The organism is Mesorhizobium sp. M4B.F.Ca.ET.017.02.2.1, from assembly GCF_003998955.1.
Lineage (GTDB): Bacteria > Pseudomonadota > Alphaproteobacteria > Rhizobiales > Rhizobiaceae > Mesorhizobium > Mesorhizobium abyssinicae.
Genome location: NZ_RZOF01000030.1, coordinates 1 through 21,791, shown reverse-complemented (window position 1 = coordinate 21,791; position 21,791 = coordinate 1). Strand labels below are relative to the sequence as shown.

General features: G+C 64.1%; 21 protein-coding genes and 1 pseudogene. 5 read left to right on the top strand and 17 right to left on the bottom strand.

Annotated elements, in window-relative coordinates; genetic code table 11:
* Positions 1–271 precede the first annotated feature (271 nt).
* Positions 272–676 carry a peptide-methionine (R)-S-oxide reductase MsrB gene (gene msrB / locus EN738_RS06445; RefSeq protein ID WP_127282969.1) on the top strand — a complete coding sequence of 135 codons (405 nt, stop codon included), beginning with the start codon at positions 272–274 and terminating at the stop codon, positions 674–676.
* Between the two features lie 156 nt (positions 677–832).
* On the opposite strand, the gene EN738_RS06440 is transcribed toward msrB, so the two are convergent.
* Positions 833–1,177: a hypothetical protein gene (locus tag EN738_RS06440; RefSeq protein WP_189524291.1), complete on the bottom strand. Its 345-nt coding sequence runs from the start codon at positions 1,175–1,177 to the stop codon at positions 833–835.
* Between the two features lie 185 nt (positions 1,178–1,362).
* Here EN738_RS06440 and EN738_RS06435 point away from each other — a divergent pair, with 185 nt between their 5' ends.
* A complete protein-coding gene (locus EN738_RS06435) occupies positions 1,363–1,872 on the top strand; it encodes an arsenate reductase ArsC (RefSeq protein ID WP_127282968.1) in 510 nt (169 codons plus the stop codon).
* 37 nt (positions 1,873–1,909) lie between these two features.
* Here the strand turns inward: EN738_RS06435 and EN738_RS06430 are convergent, their stop codons facing one another.
* From EN738_RS06430 to EN738_RS06385, 10 genes and pseudogenes are all read right to left on the bottom strand, one after another.
* On the bottom strand, positions 1,910–2,356 hold the full coding sequence (locus EN738_RS06430; protein ID WP_127282967.1) for a hypothetical protein: 447 nt from the start codon (positions 2,354–2,356) through the stop codon (positions 1,910–1,912).
* 312 nt (positions 2,357–2,668) lie between these two features.
* Positions 2,669–2,929: a DUF2312 domain-containing protein gene (locus EN738_RS06425; RefSeq protein WP_127282966.1), complete on the bottom strand. Its 261-nt coding sequence runs from the start codon at positions 2,927–2,929 to the stop codon at positions 2,669–2,671.
* 273 nt (positions 2,930–3,202) lie between these two features.
* Positions 3,203–6,661 carry a pyruvate carboxylase gene (gene pyc, locus EN738_RS06420; RefSeq protein WP_127282965.1) on the bottom strand — a complete coding sequence of 1,153 codons (3,459 nt, stop codon included), beginning with the start codon at positions 6,659–6,661 and terminating at the stop codon, positions 3,203–3,205.
* Between the two features lie 188 nt (positions 6,662–6,849).
* Positions 6,850–7,968, bottom strand: a complete 1,119-nt coding sequence (locus tag EN738_RS06415; protein ID WP_127282964.1) for a branched-chain amino acid ABC transporter substrate-binding protein — start codon at positions 7,966–7,968, stop codon at positions 6,850–6,852.
* Positions 7,969–8,105: 137 nt separating this feature from the next.
* Positions 8,106–8,453, bottom strand: coding sequence for a DUF6867 family protein (locus EN738_RS06410; RefSeq protein ID WP_127282963.1), 348 nt, complete (start codon positions 8,451–8,453; stop codon positions 8,106–8,108).
* A 112-nt stretch (positions 8,454–8,565) separates the two neighbouring features.
* On the bottom strand, positions 8,566–9,294 hold the full coding sequence (locus EN738_RS06405) for an ABC transporter ATP-binding protein (RefSeq protein ID WP_127282962.1): 729 nt from the start codon (positions 9,292–9,294) through the stop codon (positions 8,566–8,568).
* A 50-nt stretch (positions 9,295–9,344) separates the two neighbouring features.
* Positions 9,345–10,433 (bottom strand): annotated as a pseudogene (locus EN738_RS06400) (ABC transporter ATP-binding protein); the annotation flags it as partial.
* Positions 10,433–11,857 carry a high-affinity branched-chain amino acid ABC transporter permease LivM gene (livM, locus tag EN738_RS06395; RefSeq protein WP_127282960.1) on the bottom strand — a complete coding sequence of 475 codons (1,425 nt, stop codon included), beginning with the start codon at positions 11,855–11,857 and terminating at the stop codon, positions 10,433–10,435. The pseudogene EN738_RS06400 and the gene livM, both read right to left, overlap by 1 nt.
* Before the next feature lie 4 nt (positions 11,858–11,861).
* Positions 11,862–12,764: a branched-chain amino acid ABC transporter permease LivH gene (locus tag EN738_RS06390; RefSeq protein ID WP_127282959.1), complete on the bottom strand. Its 903-nt coding sequence runs from the start codon at positions 12,762–12,764 to the stop codon at positions 11,862–11,864.
* 418 nt (positions 12,765–13,182) lie between these two features.
* On the bottom strand, positions 13,183–13,569 hold the full coding sequence (locus tag EN738_RS06385; RefSeq protein WP_127282958.1) for an ectoine synthase: 387 nt from the start codon (positions 13,567–13,569) through the stop codon (positions 13,183–13,185).
* Between the two features lie 175 nt (positions 13,570–13,744).
* On the opposite strand from EN738_RS06385, the gene EN738_RS06380 reads away from it, so the two are divergent.
* Positions 13,745–14,632 carry a LysR substrate-binding domain-containing protein gene (locus EN738_RS06380; RefSeq protein WP_127282957.1) on the top strand — a complete coding sequence of 296 codons (888 nt, stop codon included), beginning with the start codon at positions 13,745–13,747 and terminating at the stop codon, positions 14,630–14,632.
* A gap of 110 nt (positions 14,633–14,742) precedes the next feature.
* On the opposite strand, the gene EN738_RS06375 is transcribed toward EN738_RS06380, so the two are convergent.
* From EN738_RS06375 to EN738_RS06365, 3 genes are all read right to left on the bottom strand, one after another.
* Entirely contained in the window at positions 14,743–15,744 is a 1,002-nt protein-coding gene (locus tag EN738_RS06375) for a 4-hydroxyproline epimerase (protein WP_127282956.1), read from the bottom strand.
* Between the two features lie 104 nt (positions 15,745–15,848).
* Complete coding sequence (locus EN738_RS06370; protein WP_127282955.1) at positions 15,849–17,165, bottom strand: FAD-dependent oxidoreductase; 1,317 nt, start codon at positions 17,163–17,165, stop codon at positions 15,849–15,851.
* 12 nt (positions 17,166–17,177) lie between these two features.
* Positions 17,178–18,113, bottom strand: a complete 936-nt coding sequence (locus EN738_RS06365; RefSeq protein WP_127282954.1) for a dihydrodipicolinate synthase family protein — start codon at positions 18,111–18,113, stop codon at positions 17,178–17,180.
* A gap of 101 nt (positions 18,114–18,214) precedes the next feature.
* Here EN738_RS06365 and EN738_RS06360 point away from each other — a divergent pair, with 101 nt between their 5' ends.
* Positions 18,215–18,874: a GntR family transcriptional regulator gene (locus EN738_RS06360; protein WP_127282953.1), complete on the top strand. Its 660-nt coding sequence runs from the start codon at positions 18,215–18,217 to the stop codon at positions 18,872–18,874.
* Positions 18,875–18,887: 13 nt separating this feature from the next.
* Here EN738_RS06360 and EN738_RS06355 read toward each other — a convergent pair whose 3' ends face one another.
* The 3 genes from EN738_RS06355 to EN738_RS06345 form a co-directional block, all read right to left on the bottom strand.
* Positions 18,888–19,208: a hypothetical protein gene (locus tag EN738_RS06355; protein ID WP_127282952.1), complete on the bottom strand. Its 321-nt coding sequence runs from the start codon at positions 19,206–19,208 to the stop codon at positions 18,888–18,890.
* Between the two features lie 277 nt (positions 19,209–19,485).
* Positions 19,486–19,791, bottom strand: coding sequence for a hypothetical protein (locus tag EN738_RS06350; protein ID WP_127282951.1), 306 nt, complete (start codon positions 19,789–19,791; stop codon positions 19,486–19,488).
* 305 nt (positions 19,792–20,096) lie between these two features.
* The gene (locus tag EN738_RS06345; protein WP_127282950.1) at positions 20,097–21,593 is read right to left on the bottom strand and encodes a CoA-acylating methylmalonate-semialdehyde dehydrogenase; all 1,497 of its coding nucleotides are present in this window, start codon (positions 21,591–21,593) and stop codon (positions 20,097–20,099) included.
* On the opposite strand from EN738_RS06345, the gene EN738_RS35890 reads away from it, so the two are divergent.
* Positions 21,576–21,791, top strand: a 216-nt coding sequence (locus tag EN738_RS35890) for a hypothetical protein (protein ID WP_210214069.1), incomplete at its 3' end; no start/stop codon positions are given. The genes EN738_RS06345 and EN738_RS35890 overlap by 18 nt on opposite strands.

The window sequence follows — 21,791 nt, the reverse complement described above, 5'->3', positions numbered from 1 at the left end:
GTATAGTGACGGGGCGAAGGGGGCCGGCCGCAAGCTCAACACTTCTTCCTGCGACGTTGGCGATTGGCGAAACCATCAATGAGAGCGCCCCTCTCCCCGTCACTATACGGGGAGAGGATGCCGGCAGGCAGGTGAGGGGCAGCGCCGACGACAATAAGGAGAGGCCAATTCGAAGCCAACGGATGCGCTGGTCAGTGGTGTAACAAACACCTATCTTGGTGCGAATATGGCTTGCAACCAACAACGAGCCGCCAAGGCCGAGGAGATCTTCATGGACACCCACGCCTATCCCGTCACCCGTACCGATGCCGAATGGCGCGCCCGGCTGACGCCCGAGCAATATGCCGTGATGCGCAATCATGGCACCGAGCGGCCCGGCAGTTGCGCCCTGCTTTACGAGAAGCGCGCCGGCACGTTTTCCTGCGTCGGCTGCGACCAGCCGCTGTTCGAATCCAAGCTGAAATTCGAGAGCGGCACCGGCTGGCCTAGCTTCAACGACCCGGTGCCGGGCTCGGTCGAGACCACGGTCGACCGCAGCTACGGCATGGTGCGGACCGAATGCCACTGCGCCCACTGCGGCAGCCATCTCGGCCATGTCTTCGAGGACGGCCCGCCGCCGACCGGCCTGCGCTACTGCATCAACGGCGTGGCGCTGAAATTCGAGCCGGCCGCCTAGTGCAATTCCAGGAAAAGTGCGCAGCGGTTTTCCGTCCGGAATTGCGTAAAAATAAATAGTTAGGGCGGGTCAGCGATCTCATGAAACGCTGAACCGCACTAACGGCCGTCGCAACCTCATCGTCTGCAAGGGCGGCTCCGGCCGCCCTTTTTCGTTTCAAGCCACGACTGTCGCGATCAGCCACAGCGCCGAGCCCAGCATCATCAGCGAGGCCTTGCCACCGCCTGACGTTTCCGCGGTTCGCCAGACGGCGAAGGTCAGGAAGAGATTGTAGGGCACCGGCGCGAAATGCACGCTCAGGACCAGCCAGAGCGGCAGCTTCAGCCCGAGCAGGATCAGCGCCAGCACCGACGATGCGATGTTGATGGCCGTGCCGACAAAGGCCATGTCGCGCCAGAACAGCCGGTCGAGCGGCACCCGGCCCCGCCAGCGCGAGCGGAAGAAGCCGGCCAGGCCAACGAGCTTGCTGGACACCATGCCGGCCGGATGCGAATCGTCCATCGGTTGGGGCCCCGCTTGCGATCATGCCGCTTCGAAAATGCCGGAGCCTGCCGTCAAAGCAAGCCCCCGCGACACGTGACGCGAATATGACACGGAAATCTGGCATCAATGCTCAAGCGGGCCGGAAACCTGTGTTCCGCATTGCCAGCCAGTCATTTTGCAGCGCCAGCATGGAGGAGTTCAAAATGAGCGATCATGTCTACAATGTACTTTTTCTCTGCAATGCGAACTCGGCCCGGTCGATCATGGGGGAGGCCATCCTGAACCGGGTCGGCGCCGGTCGTTTCAAAGCCTATTCTGCCGGCTCGCAGCCGAAAGGAGCCGTCAACCCCTATGCGCTGCAGCTGCTGGAAAGCCTGAAATACGACACGTCTTTCGCCCGGTCGAAAAGCTGGGAGGAGTTTTCCGGACCTGACGCGCCGGAGATGAACTTCGTCTTCACCGTCTGCGACAACACGGCGAATGAAAGCTGTCCGATCTGGCCCGGCCATCCGATGACCGCGCTTTGGGCGGTCCCGGACCCCGCCAAGGCATCCGGCACCGAGGCCGAACAGCATCTCGCCTTCGCCGAAGCCTATCGCATGCTGAGCAACCGCGTCGCGGTGTTCACCAACCTGCCGATGGGCTCGCTCGACAAACTGGCGCTGCAGCAGCATCTGGACGAAATCGGCCGCGACGAGGCCGGGCCAAACTGAAGCGCAGGCAGGTTGGGAGAGCGAACGACCGTCGGGCCTAGGGCCGGGCTTCCCCCAAAACCACGACGACGGCCTGCTCGAAGCGCGAGCATTCCGTCACCAGCCAGTCGGCCATCGCCGGCCAATTGTCCTCGGCGTAGCAATTCACCCGCCACATCGAATTGATGCCGAGGCCCACGCAACTCTGTTCGGATGTGAGTTTCAGCCTGCCTTCGATCGCCGGTTGAAACGGCTTCAGCCGCGACCACGATTCGGTAGCGCCGAACTTTTCGTTGCGGCCGAAGAAGACGCCGACATGGTTCTGCGCCGGCGCGACATACATGGAAAGGACCAGTGCGAAATCCGGCAGCCCGCGCTGCCAGAACCAGGGCCCGCGGCGCGCCAGCGAGGCCCTTTCCTCAGGATGCCGCTCGGCGAACAGGGTCCAGAAGCCGCGCTGGCGGAACTCCGAGGCGCGGCGGCCGCCAAAGTCGAATTCGCTCATGGTCTGATGCTCGCAGCAGCCTGCCTAGAGCAATTCCAGGAAAAGTGTGAAACGGCTTCCGTCCGGAATTGCGTCAATGCAAAGGTATAGAGCCTGTCTTACAGCACAGCAGCCGGCCGGAGCACAACTGATACATCCCGGTCGCCAAGGCGGCCGGTCAATCATGTCGTGGTGAATGTAGTCGATGCCGCTCCGCCAGCCATCGCGCGCGGCAATGCCTCCAGGCTAAAGCGAGGAAGCTACGGGGCGAGGCTCCAGACGCCTCGCCCGCGTCAGTCCGAAAGAATTGCGAAAGCGGACCGGACCGCGTTCTCAGACCATGCCGAGGGCGGCTTTGTAGAGGTCGAGAATGGACTCCTCCTCCTGGCGCTCCGCCTGGTCCTTCTTGCGCAGCCGGATGATGCTGCGCATCGCCTTGGTGTCGAAGCCGGTGCCCTTGGCCTCGGCGAACACGTCCTTGATGTCGTCGGAAATCGTCTTCTTCTCTTCCTCGAGCCGCTCGATGCGCTCGATGAAGGCGCGCAGCTGGCCGGCGGCAACAGTCTGGCTGGTCTCGGTGATATCGTCGGCCATTTTTCTCTCCGCGTCGTTTGGCTACCGGCGACTCGCGAAGGCCGGCCGGCAAATTGGAGCGGGTTCGATGCCCGAGCAGGCGCGGCGGGTCAAGACATTATCGGTGCGGCATGAACGGTTAGGCACGCCCCAAGGTGCGTTGAGATTCAGGTCAGGCCGAGTCGAGAATGGTGGCTTCCGAGAACCGGCGCGGAGCGTACTTGAAGTACGTGAGCACCGGAAGCGCAGGAAGCCGCCATTCGCAGGCCGGCATCACCTGAATGGCAACACACTTTAGCTGAATGCGATCAGCAGATCCTTGGCATCGATCTGGTCGCCGGCCTTGACCAGCACTTCGGCGACCACCCCGTCGCGCTCGGCATGCAGCGCCGTCTCCATCTTCATCGCCTCGATTGAAAGCAGCACGTCGCCGGCCTTGACCGCCTGGCCGGCGGCAACGGCAAGTGCCGAGACCACGCCCGGCATCGGCGCGCCGACATGCGCCTCGTTCCCGGGCTCCGCCTTGCGCCGCGCCTTGGCGGCTGACGCGCCATGCGCGCGGTCCGGCACCTTGACGCGCCGCGGCTGGCCGTTGAGCTCGAAGAACACGGTGACCATGCCCTTCTCGTCGACGTCGCCGATGGCAAGGCAGCGCACCACCAGCGTCTTGCCCTTCTCGATATCGACGAAGATCTCGTCTTCCGACTTCATGCCGTAGAAATAGGTCGGCGTCGGCAAGACGCTGACCGGCCCATAGGTTTCTTGCGCGGCGGCGAAGTCGGTGAACACCTTCGGGTACATCAGCCAGGAGGCGAATTCATACTCGCTGAGCCTGCGCTCAAGCTTTCCCTCGATGTCCTTGCGGCTGGCCTTGAGGTCGGCCGCTTTAAGCAGCGAGCCTGGCCGCACCGTGATCGGCTTGTCGCCCTTCAGCGCCTTCTTTTGCAGCGCCGGCGGCCAGCCGCCGGGCGACTGGCCGAGATCGCCGCGCAGCATCGAGACCACCGAATCCGGGAAGGCGATGTCGCGCGCCGGGTTTTCGACATCGGCGACGGTGAGGTCCTGGCTCACCATCATCAGCGCCATGTCGCCGACGACCTTGGACGACGGCGTCACCTTGACGATGTCGCCGAACATCAGGTTGACGTCGTGATAGGCCTGCGCCACCTCGTGCCAGCGCGTTTCGAGGCCGAGCGAGCGCGCCTGTTCCTTGAGGTTGGTGAACTGTCCGCCGGGCATTTCGTGCAGGTAGACTTCCGAGGCCGGCCCCTTGAGGTCGCTTTCGAAGGCCGCGTACTGGTTGCGCACCGCTTCCCAGTAGAACGAGATCTTGCGGATCCATTGCGGATCGAGGCCGGGATCGCGCTCGGTGCCCTTCAGCGCCTCGACGATCGAGCCGAGGCAGGGCTGCGAGGTGTTGCCGGAGAAGGAATCCATCGCCGCGTCGACGGCATCGACGCCGGTCTCGACCGCCGCCAGCACGGTGGCCGCCGACAGGCCCGACGTGTCATGGGTGTGGAAATGGATCGGCAGGTCGGTCGCCTCGCGCAAGGCCTTGAACAGCACGCGCGCCGCCGACGGCTTCAAGAGTCCGGCCATGTCCTTGACGGCGATGATGTGGGCGCCGGCGGCCTCGAGTTCCTTCGCCAGCCCGACATAGTATTTGAGGTCGTATTTGGCCCTTGCCGGATCGAGGATGTCGCCGGTGTAGCACATCGCCGCTTCGATCAGCTTGCCCTCGGCGCCGACCGCGTCCATCGCGACGCGCATGTTCTCGACCCAGTTCAGGCAGTCGAAGACGCGGAACAGGTCGACGCCGCCGGCAGCGGCTTGGCGGACGAAATGTTGCACGACATTGTCGGGATAGTTGGTGTAGCCGACGCCGTTGGCGCCGCGCAAAAGCATCTGCAGCAAAAGGTTCGGCGCGGCCTCCCGCACTTTGCCCAGCCGCTCCCAGGGATCCTCGGTGAGGAAGCGCATGGCGACGTCGAAAGTGGCGCCGCCCCAGCATTCCAGCGACAGCAACTGCGGCAGCGCCCGCGCATAGGTGCCGGCGATGCCGGCAATGTCATGCGTGCGCATGCGGGTGGCGAGCAGCGACTGGTGGCCGTCGCGCATCGTCGTGTCGGTGACCAGCACCTGGGTCTGGGCGCGCATCCAGGCGGCGAATTTTTCCGGGCCGAGCGCATCGAGCTGCTGCTTGCTGCCGTCCGGCACCTTGCCGTTGAGATAGGGCACCACGGGCGCCGCCGCATCGGCCTTGGGCATCGGCCGGCCGCGCGTTTCCGGATGGCCGTTGACGCTGACATCGGCAAGGTAGTTGAGCAGCTTGGTGGCGCGGTCCTGCCGCTTCACCTGCTGGAACAGTTCCGGCGTCGTGTCGATGAACTTCGTCGTATAGGAATTGTCGGCGAAGCTCGGGTGATTGATGATCGCCTCGAGGAAGGTGAGGTTGGTTGCCACGCCGCGAATGCGGAACTCGCGCAGCGCGCGGTTCATGCGAGCGATCGTCTCGGCCGGCGTCGGCGCCCACGCCGTCACCTTCTCCAGCAGCGGATCGTAGAAGCGGGTGATGACCGCGCCCGAATAGGCGGTGCCGCCGTCAAGCCGGATGCCGAAGCCGGTGGCGCCGCGATAGGCGGTGATGCGGCCATAGTCCGGGATGAAATTGTGCTCCGGATCCTCGGTGGTGATGCGGCACTGCAGCGCGTGGCCGTTCAGCCTGATGTCCTTCTGCGCCGGCACGCCCGAGTCCGGCGTGCCGATGGCGAAGCCGTCGAGGATGTGGATCTGCGCTTTGACGATATCGATGCCGGTCACCATCTCGGTGACGGTGTGCTCGACCTGGATGCGCGGATTGACTTCGATGAAGTAGAATTTGCCGGTATCGGCGTCCTGCAGGAACTCGACCGTGCCGGCGCCGATATAGCTGGTCTCGTTGGCGATCCTCAGCGCGTACCCGCACAGCTCCTGGCGCAGCGCTTCGCTCAGATAAGGCGCCGGCGCCCGCTCGACGACCTTCTGGTTGCGGCGCTGGATCGAGCAGTCGCGCTCGAACAGATGCACGGCATTGCCATGCGTGTCGCCGAGAACCTGCACCTCGACATGGCGGGCGCGTTCGATCAGCTTCTCGAGATAGACCTCGTCCTTGCCGAAGGCGGCCTTGGCCTCGCGCTTGCCTTCCATCACCTCGCGGGCAAGGTCGGCTTCGGCGCGGATGGCGCGCATGCCGCGGCCGCCGCCACCCCACGAGGCCTTAAGCATCACCGGATAGCCGATTTTCTCGGCAAGCTTCTTCACCGCTTCCATGTCGTCCGGTAGCGGATCGGTGGCAGGCACGACGGGCACGCCGACCTCGATCGCCAGATTGCGCGCCGCGACCTTGTTGCCGAGCCGGCGCATCGTCTCCGGCTTCGGGCCGATGAAGGTGATGCCGGCGGCGGCGCAAGCCTCCGCGAATTCCGGGCTTTCCGAAAGCAGGCCATAGCCCGGGTGGATGGCGTCGGCTCCCGACAGCCTGGCGACGCGGATCACCTCGTCGATCGACAGGTAGCTTTCGATCGGCCCCATGTCCTTGGCAAGATGCGGTCCGCGCCCGACCTGGTAGCTTTCGTCAGCCTTGAAGCGGTGCAGCGAGTACTTGTCCTCCTCGGCCCAGATCGCCACGGTTTTGAGGCCGAGCTCGTTGGCCGCGCGAAAGACGCGGATGGCGATTTCGGATCGGTTGGCGACGAGGATCTTCGTGATGGCCAAGGACAGGGCTCCAAAGGCTGGGAGGATGGGGGCTGGAGCAATGATTAGCGTGAAAATGCTGCAGTGCAAACGGATTCGCGCGACACCTAAACCGATTTAAATAGTTCGTTCGCGCCAACCTTGTTCGAACAAAAGAAAATGCCCGGCGCGTAGCGCCGGGCATTCGCAATTGAGGCCGTTTTGCCGGCTTATTGCTCGAAGTAGGTGTACTTGCCGTCGTCACCCTTCTTCCAGGTGTACAGCACGTAGTCAGGGCGGGTGATGTCGCCCTTGGCGTCATAGCCGATGTCGCCGATGGCGGTCTTCCACGGGCCGCTCTTCTTGATCTCGTCCGCAACCTTCTGCGCGTCGTCAGCGGAACCGACCTTGGCGGCGGCAGCGGCGACGATCTGCAGGGCGGCATAGGAGTAGAGCGTGTAGGCTTCCGGCTCGAAACCGGCGGCGCGGAACTTCTCGACGAGTTCCTTGGCGTTCGGGTTCTTGCGCGGATCCGGAGCGAACGTCATCAGCGTGCCGTTGACGGCGTCGCCGGCGATCGAGGCCAGTTCGTTCGAGACGATGCCATCGCCCGACATGAACTGGGCCTTGAGGCCCTGGTCGGCCAGCTGGCGCATGATCAGGCCGGCTTCGGTGTGCAGGCCGCCATAGTACACGACGGAGACGCCGGCTTCCTTCATCTTGGCGATGAGGGCCGAGAAGTCCTTGTCGCCGACATTGATGCCTTCATAGAGGGCTTCGGTGACGCCATTGCCGTTCAGCGCCTTCTTGGTTTCGTCTGCGAGGCCCTGGCCGTAAGGCGTCTTGTCGTGGATGACGGCGATCTTGGCGTCCTTGAAGTTCTTGGCGAGATAGTCGCCGGCGACCTTGCCCTGCTGGTCGTCGCGTCCGCAGGTGCGGAACGTGTTCCACAGGCCGCGCTCGGTCAGCTGCGGGTTGGTGGCCGAAGGCGTGATCACCAGGATGCCGTTCTCGGCATAGACTTCCGAGGCCGGGATGGTGACGCCCGAGTTGAAGTGACCGACAACATACTTGACGCCGTCGGCGACGAACTTGTTGGCGACCGAGATGCCCTGCTTCGGATCCGACACGTCGTCGCCGATCTCGAGCTTGATCTGCTGGCCGTTGATGCCGCCTGCAGCATTGATGTCGGCGGCGGCCTGCTCGGCGCCCTTCTGCAGCTGCGCGCCAAAGGCGGCGTTCGGGCCGGTGATCGGACCGGCGACGCCGATCAGGATGTCAGCCCACGCGCTGCCGCTGAACGCGACAAGCGCGGTCAGAGCCACGGCGGACAAGAGTGACTTTTTCATATAAACGCTCCCATTTACGGAGTGGGCGTGGATGATACTTTCATGCGATGCCCACCCTTATCGCAGAAAGCATAGTTTGCCGATTTTCAGGCACTTGTCACGCCGTTTCATCCCCGAGACGGCGTTAATCATGAACGTCAGCCTTTCGGCTTCCAGCTCAAAAGCGAGGCTCTTTCGTAGAGCCAATTATACTGTGTCACCATCTGGTTGGTGCGCGTGTATTGATAGCCAAGGAAGCCCAGTATGATCAGCACGATGGTGTCGACGATATAGTAATGCAGCGAGAACATCGTGCCGTCGAACAGCGCATGATGGATGAACCGGATGCCGATGCCGAGCCCGAGCATGTAGAGGAACAGCTGGAAGAAGCTGCGCCATGTCTGCGCGCTGGCCTTGCCGGTCATCCAGGCGGCCCAGCCGCCGAGCAGGCAGGTGACGAACAGGAACTGGAAGATCGAGGGTTCCTCGTAGAGAATGCCCTGCATGATGAAGTCTCCCTAGCACGATCCCGAAAAGGTGCAGACTTTTCGGACAACGATCATGCGACAAACAAACAAGGTGGAGCGGAATACCGGATGCACATATTCCGCTCCAATCTCAGTGGTGGCCGCCTTCGAGATAGGCGGCGCGCACTTCCGGATTGGCGAGCAGTTCCTTGCCGGAACCGCTCATCGTCACATTGCCGTTGACCATGACATAGCCGCGATTGGCGAGCTTCAGCGCGCCGAAGGCGTTCTGCTCGACCAGGAACACGGTCAGCCCTTGCATGCGGTTCAGCTCGCGGATGGCGTCGAAGATCTGCTTGACGATCAGCGGCGCCAGGCCCAGCGACGGCTCGTCGAGCAGGAGCAGCTTCGGCCGCGCCATCAGCGCGCGTCCGATCGACAGCATCTGCTGCTCGCCGCCCGACAGCGTGCCGCCGCGCTGGCCGATGCGCTCTTTGAGCCGCGGGAACAGCGTGAACACCTTCTCGACGTCCTCGTCATAGTATTTGAGGTTGTCGAGGCTGGCGCCCATCTGCAGGTTTTCCATCACCGTCATGCGCGGGAAGATGCGGCGTCCTTCCGGCGACTGGGCGATGCGCATGCGGGCGATTTCGTGCGTCGGCAACTGTGTGATGTCGGTGCCGGCGAATGTGATGGTGCCCGCGCGGGCGCGCGGCGCGCCGAAGATGGTCATCATCAGCGTCGACTTACCGGCGCCGTTGGCGCCGATCAGCGCCACGATCTCGCCCTGGTTGACGGTGACGTCGACGCCATTCAGCGCCCGGATGTTGCCGTAGTAGGTCTGGACGCCCTTGATATCGAGCAGCGTTGTGCCGGCCATTACTTGCGCCCTCCACGCGGCTTGGGTGTCGGGGATCTTCCGGTCGGCTTGGCCGGGGCCGGCGAAGCGGGCTTCGCGGCGGCAACGGGCTTCACAGGTTTGCTCGCAACGGCGGCGCGCGCGCGCGCATCGACCTGAGCTGCCTTCGAGGCGCCCCTCGACACCGTGACCCGCTCGCCCTGGTCCGCATGCTCGACAGAATCGGAAACCGGGCCCGCCATCATCGAAGCCGAGCTTCCTGGCCCGTGCGCGGAATCGGGGCCGGTGTCGAGCTGCTCGATCACGGCCTCGTCGCCGACTTCGGTCAGCACCGTCTCGACCTCCTCGTCGTCGACGCCGAGATAGGCGGCGATGACGCGTGGATCGGTCCTGACCGACTGCGGACTGCCGTCGGAGATCTTGCGGCCGTATTCCAGCACCACGACATGGTCGGAAATCTGCATCACCACCGACATGTCGTGCTCGATGAGCAGGATCGAGGTGCCGGTGTTGTCCTTGATGTCGTTCAGCAGCTCGTTGAGGGCCGCCGATTCCTTCGGATTGAGGCCGGCGGCCGGCTCGTCGAGGCACAGAAGCTCGGGGCCTGTGCACATGGCGCGCGCGATCTCCAGCCGCCGCTGCGCGCCATAGGGCAGGTCGCCCGCCGGATCGTCGGCGCGATCGACCAGGTTGGCCTTCTCCAGCCAGTGCTTGGCAAGATCGATCGATTCGGCTGATGCCTGCCGGTAGCTCGAGAAGCCGAACAGGCCGAGGAACGTGTAGCCGGAGGCCTTCATCAGCTTGTTGTGCTGGGCGACCAGAAGGTTCTCGAGCAGCGTCATGCCCGAGAACAGGCGGATGTTCTGGAAGGTGCGCGCCACCTTGGCGCGCGCCGGGATCTCATGGTTGGGCAGGCGCTCGAGCAGATAGCTCGAACCGTCTTTCCGGTTGAGCGTGATCATGCCTTCCGACGGCTTGTAGAAGCCGGTGATGCAGTTGAACACGGTGGTCTTGCCGGCGCCGTTGGGGCCGATCAGCGCGGTGATCTCGCCGCGCCTGGCCTGGAAGGACAGGTCGCCGATGGCGATGAGGCCGCCGAACTTCATGGACAGGTGCTCGACCTGCAGGATGAAGTCGCTCGAGGAAGGGGTCGCGTTCATCAGCCGTGACCCTCCTTGGTGAAGGAGCCTGAGACCGCTCTTCGCTCCTTCAGGAAGGCTGTCGGCTCGCGACTGCCGACGAAGCCGCGCGGCTTCCATAGCATGACGACGACCATCGCCACGCCGAACAAAAGCATGCGGTAGAGTTCCGGCGTGAAGTCGGGACCGAAGCCGGGAATGAGGGTTGTGTCGCCCCATCTCAGGCCGGTCTTGAGGAAGTCCAGCTCGCGCAGGATCTCGGTGCCGCCGATCATCACCGCCGCCGCGACCGCGATGCCTCCCAGCGAGCCCATGCCTCCCAGCACCACGATGGCAAGGATGATCGCCGATTCTAGGAAGACGAAGGACTCCGGACTGACGAAGCCCTGGCGGGCGGCGAAGAACGACCCGGCGAAGCCGCCGAACATGGCGCCGGTGGCGAACGCCGTCAGCTTGGTGGTGGTGGTGTTGATGCCGAGCGAGCGGCAGGCGATCTCGTCCTCGCGCAACGCTTCCCAGGCCCGGCCGACCGGCAGCCGGCGCAGCCTGATGGTGACGAAGGCGGTGAGCAGGCAAAGCAGAAGGATGAGATAGTAGAGGAAGATCTTGTAGTAGGCGCCCGACTGGGCGATGCCCAGCACCTTGGAGATGTAGTTCGGATCCGAGACGTTGAACGATATCAGGCCGAAGAGGGAGACTTTCGGAATGCCGGAAATGCCGGCCGAGCCGTTGGTCACCTCGCGCCAGTTGATCAGCACCAGGCGGATGATCTCGCCGAAGGCAAGCGTCACGATGGCCAGATAGTCGCCGCGCAGCCGCAGCACCGGGAAGCCGAGCATGACGCCCCAGAAGGCGGCCATGCAGCCGGCGGCCGGCAGCAGGATCCAGAACGACAGGCCGAAATGCGTGCCGAGCAGCGCGTAGGCATAGGCGCCGACCGCGTAGAAGGCGACGTAGCCGAGGTCGAGCAGGCCGGCCAGCCCGATGACGATGTTCAGCCCCCAGGCAAGCATCACGTAGATCAGGATCTGGATGCCGAAATTATCGACCCATTTCAGCGAGCCCTGGAAGCCGAACAGCAGGACCATCGCGATCGGGTACAGGAACAGCACGGCGATGCCGATCTTGTTGAAGTTGCGGCGCACGAAGCTGGGTTCAGCCGCGACGGCGGGCGCCGCAGCCTTCTGCGCCTTGGCGCGCTCCAGCGCCGGCTGCCCGAAGCCGACATAGAGGAAGCGCCCGACGGCGGTGAGGATCACCACCAGGGCAAGCAGGCCCCAGCGCTGCACCAGGATCAGTTCGTTGGAGATGTTCTGGTCGGTCCTGAGACCGATGAACAGTACGAACAGGCCGAGCGAGACGGCGCCGGCATAGAGCGCCTCGCGGAAAGCGCGCTGGATGGGAGTGGCGACGGTATCGCTCTCCGGGGACACGGTAACGGCCATGAGCTCAGACCTTTTCGACTTCAGGCCGGCCCAGAATGCCGGAAGGCAGGAAGATCAGGACGATCGCCAGGATCGAGAAGGCGGCGACGTCCTTGTAGTCGATGGAGAAATAGGCCGACCACATGCTCTCGATGAAGCCGATCAAGAGGCCGCCGAGCACGGCGCCGGGCAGCGAGCCGATGCCGCCGAGCACCGCGGCGGTGAAGGCCTTCACGCCGGGCACGAAGCCGTCCGAGAACACCACCACGCCGTAATACATCAGGAACAGCGTGCCGGCGACGGCGGCCAGCGCAGCGCCCATGATGAAGGTGATCGAAATGGTGCGGTCGACGTCGATGCCGAGCAGCGCGGCCATCTTGCGGTCCTGCTCGCAGGCGCGTTGCGCCCGGCCGAGCGCCGTCCTGTTGACCAGGTACCAGAACAGCGCCAGCAGCACCACGGTGACCACCACGATGATGATCTGCTTCAGCGACACGCTGATCCCGTCGAAGCTGTAGACCTTGGACACCAGCGGCGGGATCGGCTTGTTGCGGGGGCCCTGCGTGACCTGGACGAAATTGGACAGCGCGATCGACATGCCGATGGCGGTGATCAGCGGCGCCAGCCGGAACGAACCACGCAGTGGCCGGTAGGCTACCTTCTCGATCGTCCAGTTGTAGAGGCTGGTCAGAAGCATCGCCACGATCATCATGATCAAGAGCGCGATGACGACCGGCACCGAATAGAACAGGGCGCCGAGGATGAGGAAGACGATGAGGGCGGTGAAGGCCCCGACCATGAAGATGTCGCCATGGGCGAAATTGATCATGCCGATGATGCCGTAGACCATCGTGTAGCCGATCGCGATCAGGCCATAGATCGATCCCAGCGTCAGCCCGTTGATAAGCTGCTGGACGAAGTACTGCATACTGCCGTGGCTCCCCTGGAATGTCGCCCGCTTTCGGGTCGCACTCCTTTTCGTATTTCCCCTAGTCGTAAAGTTTCGAGCCCGGATTGCAACGTGATTTTTCAATCGCCTCGCGTGTTTTGGAAGCACGCCGTCCGATTGCCCGTTTTACGCCGTCCGACCCCTGGACTATCGCGGACCCTATCATTGGCATAACGCAATGTCTTTGACGATTCGGCCGTATGATGCGCTTCGTTTCGAAGAAATCGCCGTCAAGATTAGGTGATGGAGCGATTCCTTGCGTCGGCGAAGGTCGCCCGTCTCGCGCTCCTTCGCCTTTCGCCAGGTCGGGATTCTTTCACATATGACATTCGTGTGACGGCGCGGCCGTGGGCGAGCGCCGGCCTGCTCGATGGGGTTGCTTGCGGGGCATGAAGTTTCAGTAGGCGGAGCCGCCTTCTCCGCTCAGACTGTGCCGCTCGGTGCCGCTCAGCGGCGGGTTGAAGACGCTGACCAGCACCATGTCGCCGGCGGCATCGGCGCGCAGGTAATGATCGTCATGCGCGTCAAGCACATAGATGGTCCCGGGCTCGATGCGATGGATCGCGCCCGACATATCCTCGACTTCGCCCTGGCCCGAGATGCAATAGCAGGCCTCGAGATGCCGCCGGTATTGCAGGCGCGACTCGCTCCCTGCCCGCACGACCGTATGACAGACGGTGAACCCCATGCCGTCTCGCTGGGTCAGCAGCCGGTGGCTGGTGCCGTTGCCCCAGTCGACGAAGAAGTCAGTTTTTTCTACATCGGCCAGTTGCCTGGTGAACATGGTATCTCTCTCTATGAAGGGGGCGTGGGACGACCAGGACGACGGAATGATCTGGCTTCGCTCTGTTTTGGCTGCTATTTTCTGGATCAACATTCGAAGCTGCCTTCAGCATGTCGCGACCCGAGGCGGGTTTCAAATGACCGTTTTTCGTTAGACACATTAGAAAAATTTACAAATGGACTATCTCCCGCTGAACGCCATCCGCGCTTTCGAGGCCGCCGCGCGCCATCTCAGCTTCTCGGCCGCCGGCGAGGAGCTGCATGTCACCCATCCGGCGATCAGCCATCAGATCAGGCGGCTGGAGGAATGGTTGGGCGTGCCCCTGTTCCACCGGGATGCCCGCAAGGTCCGCCTGACCGACGCCGGCCTTGCCCTGCAGGTCTCGGCGAACGCGGCGCTCTCCGACCTTGCCGCCGCCTGCCGGCGCATCCGCAGAAACGCGGCCGTAGCATCGCTGTCGGTGGGCTGCATTCCATCCATCGCCAGCCGATGGCTGGTGCCGCGCTTGCCGGACTTCACCGAACGCCACCCGGAGATCGCCATCCGCGTCGCCTACGCGAAAGCCGAAGACCGGCTCGAGGACGATGACAACGACGTCCTCATCACGCTCGGCGCGGACCCGTCTCCCGCCGCCGCCAGCCTCAAGCTGTTTTCGCGCATGAGCCGGCCCGCCTGCAGCCCGCACTATCTGGCGCGCAAGGGCCGGCTCGGGTCGCCGGCGGAGATTGCCGCGGCGGACCTTCTGCATGACGAGACCCGTCAGGGCTGGCGCGAGTGGTTCTCGCAAGCCGGCATGGCCGGGGCCGACGTGGGCACCGGGCCTGTCTTTGCCGATTTCAACATACTGGCGACGGCCGTCATCGCCGGTCACGGCGTCGCCCTTTGCCCGATCGAGGTTTTTCGCGAGGAGCTGCGGCGCGGCGATCTCGTCGTCGTCTCCGACATCGCGACCGACACGGACAAGGGCTACTATCTGACCATGTCGGCGCAACCCTCGGCCGCCGAAATCACCTTCGCCGACTGGTTCCGCGATCAGGTCTCGACGAACGGCGAGGAAGCCTGACGCCCTCGAGCAGCGACGGCGTCGCCTTATTTGCTTTTTACGCAGTTCCGGACGGAAGGTTACGGCGAAGGCGCCGAACTTAACCGCTACACACTTTTCCTGGAATTGCTCTAGGTGACGACGAACCCGTGCGCGAACGGATCGCGGTCGTCGATGAAGATGGTGTTCAACCCGGTCATCCGCGCCCAGCCGCCGATCGAGGGGACGATCGCCGGCTTGTCCGCGACGACGACCTCCTTTTCGACCCTGCCCTTGAACAGCGAACCGATGATCGATTCGTGGACAAAGCTGTCGCCGGCCTTGAGCTTGCCCTTGGCGTGCAGCTGCGCCATGCGCGCCGAGGTGCCGGTGCCGCAAGGCGAGCGGTCTATCGCCTTGTCGCCGTAGAAAACGGCATTGCGCGCATCGGCTTCCGGATTGGTCGGCTGGCCGGTCCACAGCATGTGTGACAGCCGGTTGATGCCGGGGTTCTCCGGATGCACGAAGGAGTACTTCTCGTTGAGCCGCTGCCGCACCACCGGGCTCCAGGCGATGAGGTCGCCGGCCGAATGGTCGGCCATGTCGCGATAGTTCGCCTGCGGCTCGACGATGGCGTAGAAGTTGCCGCCATAGGCGACGTCGACGCTGATCTCGCCGAGGCCGGGACACTCGACCGTCAGCCCCTCGGCATAGAGGAAGGAGGGCACGTTGGTGATGCGCACCTCCTCCACATACTCGCCGACCTGCTTGTATTCGGCGATGACCAGGCCGGCCGGCGTGTCGAGCCGCAAGATCCCCGGCGTCTTCGGCTGCACCAGCCCATGCTCGATCGCCATCGTCACCGTGCCGATGGTGCCGTGGCCGCACATCGGAAGGCAGCCCGACGTCTCGATGAACAGGATGGCGATGTCGCAGTCCTCGCGCGTCGGCGGATAGAGGATGGAGCCCGACATCACGTCATGGCCGCGCGGCTCGAACATCAGCCCGGTGCGGATCCAGTCGTACTCGGCGAGGAAATGCGCCCGCCGCTCCATCATCGTCTTGCCCTCGAGCAGCGGCCCGCCGCCGGCGACCAGCCTGACCGGATTGCCGCAAGTGTGGCCGTCAATGCAGGAGAAGGTTTTCTTGGCCATGATGATGCTTCCTAAAGCAATTTCAGGAAAAGTGTGAAGCGGTTAAGTTCGGCGCCTTCGCCGTAACCTTCCGTCCGCAATTGCGTCAAGACAAGAGAGACCGGTCAGAACCGCTGCGGACTGAAGGGGGCGAGACCGACGGGCGGAGCCTGCCCGAGAACGAGATCGCGGATCAAGCGCCCGGTTGCCGCTGCCTGGGTCAGGCCGAGATGGCCGTGGCCGAAAGCATAGAAAGTGTTCGGCGCGCGCGCCCGGCCGATGACCGGCAGCGAATCCGGCAGCGACGGGCGATAGCCCATCCATTCGCGCCCGCCCGACGGATCGAGCCCCGGCAGGAAGCGCCTGGCCTTTTCCAGCATGGCCTTCGACCGCGCGAAATTAGGCGGGCGCTCGATGCCGCCGAGTTCGACGGCGCCGCCGACGCGCAGGCCGGTTTCCAGCGGCGTGATGACGAAACCGTGCCCGGAGAAGATCAGCTGCCGCCTGACATCGAACGCGGCCTTAGGCAGCGTGGTGTTGTAGCCGCGCTCGGTCTCCAGCGGGATGCGCTCGCCGAGGTCCCTGGCCAGAAGATGCGACCATGCGCCAGCGGCGATGACGAGCTGGTTCGCCTTCCGGGTCGAGCCGTCGGCAAGCACGATCGTCGCTCCATCCGCGCCGCCCACGATCCGCGCGACGAGCGCGTGCTCGAAGCGGGCGCCGAGCCGTGCGGCGTGGGCCCAGACCGCCTTGCCGAGCAGCTTGGGGTCGGAGACCGTTTTCCAGCCCGGCACGAAGGTGGCTTTGATGAAGCGCGGCGAAAGCCCCGGCTGCAGGGCAGCCATCTCCGCGCCCTCGACATGGTTGAAGCCGATGCCGTAGCGCTCACGTGCCGCCCAGCCGGAAAGCGAGGCGCGGAACTCGGCCTCGCTCTCGTAGAGTTCGAGCGAGCCGTCCTCGCGCAGCATCGGCCTCGTCCCGGAGCGGTCGAGCAGGCCCATCCACTCCGCTTCGGCAAGCCTCATCATCGCGGCCTGTGCGGCAAGGCTGGTCTCGTAGCGGGCGCCGCGCCCGGCGCGCCAAAAGCGGATCAGCCAGGGCAGCAGCTTCGGCAGATAGGCGGGCGGAATGGGGAGCGGGCCGAGCGGATCGGCAAGCCATTTCGGCAATTGCCGCACCATGCCCTTATGCGCCAGCGGCAGCACGTCGGTGAAGGCGAAGGCGGCGGCGTTGCCCGAGCTCGTTTCCTCGCAGATGCCCGTGCGATCGAAGATCGTGACGTTTCGCCCTGCCTCGGTCAGGTAGGTGGCGGCGCAGATGCCGATGATGCCGCCGCCGATGATGGCGATGTCTTGCCCTTCTCCCCGTTCACGGGGAGAAGGTGCCCGAAGGGCGGATGAGGGGCGGCGTCCCTCCTCGGTCTCATCGGAATTTTCCTGCACGCGATGCTACCCCTATTCGGCTGCCACCAGCTTGTCCGCCGATCGAGGAGACGCCTGCAGCGCCGGCAGTTTCGGCCGCACAGCCAGCGCATCCATGACGATCTTTTCCACCGCCTTGCGGCGCTCGCCCGACAGCGGCCGGCGCGGCATGCGAACGCGATCATTGGTATTGATCGCCAGCACTTCAGCAAGCTTGATGTTTTGGACCAGATAGGTCGAGACGTCGAGGTCGAGCAATGGCCGGAACCAGCGATAGATCGTCAGCGCCTCCTCGCGCCGGCCCTGCTTCATCAGCTGGTAGATCGCCACCGTCTCGCGCGGGAAGGCGGTGACCAGCCCCGCCACCCAGCCGATGGCGCCGACCGACAGTGCCTCGAAGGCAAGATTGTCGACGCCGGTGAACAGGTCGTAGCGGTCGCCGAACCGGTTGATGATCTCGGTCGAGCGGCGGATGTCGTCGGAGGATTCCTTGATGGCGACGAAGCGCGCGTCGGACGCCAGCTCCTCCATCAGGTCGACGGTGACGTCGACGCGGTACGCCAGCCTGTTCGAATAGATCATGACCGGCAGGTCGCCGGCCTCGGCCACGGCGCGCAGGGCGGCGGCCGTCTCTGCCGGGTCGGTATGGTAGATCGGGCTGGGCACCACCATCAGCCCGCTGGCTCCGGCCTGCGCGGCGCGACGCGCGATGCTTGCCGCCTCGCGGGTGCCGGGCTCGTTCACAGTGAGCAGCACCGGCTTGCCTCCGGCGACCTGCTGCGCCGTCTTCAGCACCTCGATCTTCTCGTCATGCGACAGCATTGGCCCTTCGCCGAGCGAGCCGCAGACGATGATGCCGTCGCAGCCGGCCTCCATCTGCAGCGAAAAGCAGCGCTCCATCTCGGCATGATCGAGACGGTCGTCCTCGGTGAATTTGGTCGTGACGGCGGGGAAAACTCCAGTCCACATGGCATCATCTCCAATCTGATATATCAGTGATATATCTAACAGGAAACCGGCTGTCAATGCGGAATCTGCTATGATATATGGAAAATATATCAGGAGGCCCAATGGCTCTATTGGAAGATATATCTCGTTTCGAGCCGGCGGCTGCGAAGGCCTATCGCGCGCTCGAGCACATGATCGTCACGCTCGAACTGGCGCCGTCGAGCTTTGTCACCGAGGGTGCGCTGATCGAGCGTCTCGGGCTCGGCCGCACGCCGGTGCGCGAGGCGATCCAGCGTCTGGCCTGGGAGGGCCTGCTCGATGTCCGGCCGCGCGCCGGCATCGCGATTGCGCCGCTCCATCCCGGCGACTGGCTGCGTGTCCTCGATGCCAGGCGCGGCGTCGAGGTGGTGCTGGCCCGCTCGGCCGCGCGTTTCGTCACCCGCGAGGCAGCCGACCTCTTTCACGACGCCGCCCTTGCCATGCAGAAGGCGGTCATCTCGGGCAATGTGCTGGCCTTCATCCAGGCCGACAAGGCGCTCGACGAGGCGCTCGCACTGGCCGCCGACAACCCCTTCGCGGCGCGGTTGGCGGCGCCCTTGCAGACCCACAGCCGCCGCTTCTGGTTCCGCTACAAGTCGGATACCGGCCTGGCCGAATCGGCCGAACATCATGTCGCGCTGATCCGCTCGATCCTCGACGGCGACGAGGAGGGGGCGGCCAAGGATGCCAAGCGGCTGATGGCGCTGCTGCGCAGCCATGCCGAGGTGGCCGCCACCCGCTGAGCGATGCTCGATCTCAGTATCGCGCGCTATGGTCGGCCGGCGCCGCCACGCTTTCCCAACTGTTGCCGGCGGCGATTATGCAGCTCGTGCCGGTAACGTCAGTGACGATGATGGTCCACGTTCCGCTCTGGCCGACAAACATTTCCATGATCGCGACTTGGCCGATCAGCCCGAAGGCAAACTGCCGTTCCTGGAAGTTCTCGCTCAGGTGGGTAACCAGAGCGCTGTGTTCGGCACAGTTTTGATATTGAGCGCCGGCGCTGTTCGTACCCATCGCCAGCGCGCTGGCAAGAACCAGGTTTCTCACCCAACCCAACAGGGATTTGCGTGCCATGGGGCACCTCCTTTTGCCATCGCGTCCCGGCAAAAGGAGACAGCCTCATTTTGCCGGAGCGGCCCAGCCCGGTTCCGACGTCATCATCGCGTCGTTCCTTTCTGCGTTCCGGTCTGCCACCAATGGGAACCTTCCGGATGTTCCCATTATGTTCCATATATGGTGACGGCGAAGGCAAAGCACAAGCGGGCACCCTTTCGGGCGCCCGCAATCCATTCGAAATGCCAAAAGACCCGGCCGCGGGCCGCCTCCCTACGACAGCGGGAACGACGTCCGCTCAGGTGCCCGGCAGGGCAGCCGCCATCATGGCTCCGTCCCAACCGTCGCCCGCCGTGATGATGCAGCTCAGGCCGTGCGTGTCGGTGGCCAGGATGGTCCAAGTGCCCTTTTCCGACACGAAGATTTCGAGAATCACATTCGGGTTGACCAGACCGCGCGCGGCCTCGCTTTCATGGAACTTCTCGCCGAGCGCCTTGATGACGTCGGCACGCGCGGCGCATTGTCCCCCCGCAACGGCCTGCGCGACACCACCGCATATCGCAAACACCGCAAAGCACGTTCCCGCCAAAAGACGTCGTGTCATCTGACAACTCCTTGCGCCAGACGAGAACCCCGGCAGCCACCGGCGCTGTTGGATTGGCCTGCAAGTTTGCAGGAATACAACCTAAGACGGATCGAGCCCGCTTGGTTCCATCACATCGGTGTTTTGGCGGATACCGGCCGCGATCGGAAAGCGTAAAGGCCCGGCGATGGCCGGGCCTTTATCAGTCGGTCGTCGGATCTGGATCAGTTCATCGTCGGGATGACGAACTCGGCACCATCCTTGATGCCTGCCCGCGCGCCCGCAGCCGCATCGCGGCGAGGACGCGCAAGCAGTAAACCGTCCGGCTAGTTCATCGTCGGGATGACGAACTCGGCACCGTCCTTGATGCCGGACGGCCAGCGCGAGGTGACCGTCTTGGTCTTGGTGTAGAAGCGGAACGCATCCGGGCCGTGCTGGTTGAGATCGCCGAAGGACGAGGCCTTCCAGCCGCCGAACGTGTAGTAGGCGATCGGCACCGGGATCGGCACGTTGACGCCGACCATGCCGACCTGGACTCTGGATGCGAAGTCGCGCGCGGCGTCGCCGTCGCGGGTGAAGATGGCGACGCCATTGCCCATCTCGTGGTCGTTGGCGAGCTTGATGGCGTTCTCGTAGGTCGGCGCGCGCACCACGGAGAGCACCGGGCCGAAAATCTCTTCCTTGTAGATGCGCATGTCGGCGGTGACGTTGTCGAACAGGCAACCGCCCATATAGTAGCCGTTCTCATAGCCCTGCATCTTGAAGCCGCGGCCGTCGACGACGAGCTTCGCGCCTTCCTTGACGCCGATGTCGACATAACCCTTGACGCGCTCCAGCGCCTGCGCCGTCACCAGCGGGCCGAAATCGGCCGAGGAATCGGTGGACGGGCCGACCTTCAGGCTCTCGACGCGCGGCACCAGCTTTTCCATCAGCCGGTTGGCGGTATCGTTGCCGACGGGAACCGCCACCGAGATCGCCATGCAGCGCTCGCCGGCCGAGCCGTAGCCGGCGCCGATCAGCGCGTCGACAGTTTGGTCCATGTCGGCGTCGGGCATGATGATCATGTGGTTCTTGGCGCCGCCGAAGCACTGCACGCGCTTGCCGGCGGCGGTGCCGCGCGAATAGATGTAGTGGGCGATCGGCGTCGAACCGACGAAGCCGACGGCCTTGATGTCGGGATCGTCGAGGATGGCGTCGACCACTTCCTTGTCGCCGTTGACGACGTTGAGGATGCCGGCAGGCAGGCCCGCCTCGATGAACAGCTCGGCGATGCGGATCGGCACGCCAGGATCGCGCTCCGACGGCTTCAGGATGAAGGCATTGCCGCAGGCGATCGCCGGCGCGATTTTCCACAGCGGGATCATCGCCGGGAAGTTGAACGGCGTGATGCCGGCGACGACGCCGAGCGGCTGGCGCATCGAATAGACGTCGATGCCGGGGCCGGCGCCGTCGGTGAACTCACCCTTCATCATGTGCGGCGCGCCGATGCAGACTTCAACCACTTCGAGGCCGCGCTGGATGTCGCCCTTGGCGTCTGCGATGGTCTTGCCGTGCTCGCGCGCCAGGATGTCGGCCAGTTCGTCATAGTCGCGCTGGACCAGTTCGAGGAACTTCATCAGCACGCGCACGCGGCGCTGCGGGTTGGTGGCCGCCCACTTGGGCTGCGCCGCCTTGGCGTCTTCGACAGCGGCGCGCAGTTCCGCCTGCGAAGCCAGCGCCACCGTGCCGCGCACGGAACCGTCCATCGGCTGCATCACGTCCTGCTTGCGGCCGCTGGTGCCGGCGACACGCTTGCCGCCGATGAAATGACCGTAGTCGATCATGGTTTCTCTCCCTGTTTTGGTGATGAGGCATTGTCCGCCTTTGCGGCGGCGATGGCAACGCGAGCGGAATCGCAACCGTTGTGCAGGAAATGGACAACGGCAGCCGACTGTGCATTAATTCTCGCAAATAGCGAGCTGCCGTGTCGTGAAGGATTTTTCAGGGTGAGTTGTCATCAAGGTCACTCCCATGAACTGGGA

Bases quoted from the DNA above. Each gene is read 5' to 3' on its own strand.
- msrB (WP_127282969.1), top strand. From the start codon at position 272: ATGGACACCCACGCCTATCCCGTCACCCGTACCGATGCCGAATGGCGC.
- EN738_RS06440 (WP_189524291.1), bottom strand. From the start codon at position 1,177: ATGGACGATTCGCATCCGGCCGGCATGGTGTCCAGCAAGCTCGTTGGC.
- EN738_RS06435 (WP_127282968.1), top strand. From the start codon at position 1,363: ATGAGCGATCATGTCTACAATGTACTTTTTCTCTGCAATGCGAACTCG.
- EN738_RS06430 (WP_127282967.1), bottom strand. From the start codon at position 2,356: ATGAGCGAATTCGACTTTGGCGGCCGCCGCGCCTCGGAGTTCCGCCAG.
- EN738_RS06425 (WP_127282966.1), bottom strand. From the start codon at position 2,929: ATGGCCGACGATATCACCGAGACCAGCCAGACTGTTGCCGCCGGCCAG.
- EN738_RS06415 (WP_127282964.1), bottom strand. From the start codon at position 7,968: ATGAAAAAGTCACTCTTGTCCGCCGTGGCTCTGACCGCGCTTGTCGCG.
- EN738_RS06410 (WP_127282963.1), bottom strand. From the start codon at position 8,453: ATGCAGGGCATTCTCTACGAGGAACCCTCGATCTTCCAGTTCCTGTTC.
- EN738_RS06405 (WP_127282962.1), bottom strand. From the start codon at position 9,294: ATGGCCGGCACAACGCTGCTCGATATCAAGGGCGTCCAGACCTACTAC.
- livM (WP_127282960.1), bottom strand. From the start codon at position 11,857: ATGGCCGTTACCGTGTCCCCGGAGAGCGATACCGTCGCCACTCCCATC.
- EN738_RS06390 (WP_127282959.1), bottom strand. From the start codon at position 12,764: ATGCAGTACTTCGTCCAGCAGCTTATCAACGGGCTGACGCTGGGATCG.
- EN738_RS06385 (WP_127282958.1), bottom strand. From the start codon at position 13,569: ATGTTCACCAGGCAACTGGCCGATGTAGAAAAAACTGACTTCTTCGTC.
- EN738_RS06380 (WP_127282957.1), top strand. From the start codon at position 13,745: ATGGACTATCTCCCGCTGAACGCCATCCGCGCTTTCGAGGCCGCCGCG.
- EN738_RS06375 (WP_127282956.1), bottom strand. From the start codon at position 15,744: ATGGCCAAGAAAACCTTCTCCTGCATTGACGGCCACACTTGCGGCAAT.
- EN738_RS06365 (WP_127282954.1), bottom strand. From the start codon at position 18,113: ATGTGGACTGGAGTTTTCCCCGCCGTCACGACCAAATTCACCGAGGAC.
- EN738_RS06360 (WP_127282953.1), top strand. From the start codon at position 18,215: ATGGCTCTATTGGAAGATATATCTCGTTTCGAGCCGGCGGCTGCGAAG.
- EN738_RS06355 (WP_127282952.1), bottom strand. From the start codon at position 19,208: ATGGCACGCAAATCCCTGTTGGGTTGGGTGAGAAACCTGGTTCTTGCC.
- EN738_RS06350 (WP_127282951.1), bottom strand. From the start codon at position 19,791: ATGACACGACGTCTTTTGGCGGGAACGTGCTTTGCGGTGTTTGCGATA.
- EN738_RS06345 (WP_127282950.1), bottom strand. From the start codon at position 21,593: ATGATCGACTACGGTCATTTCATCGGCGGCAAGCGTGTCGCCGGCACC.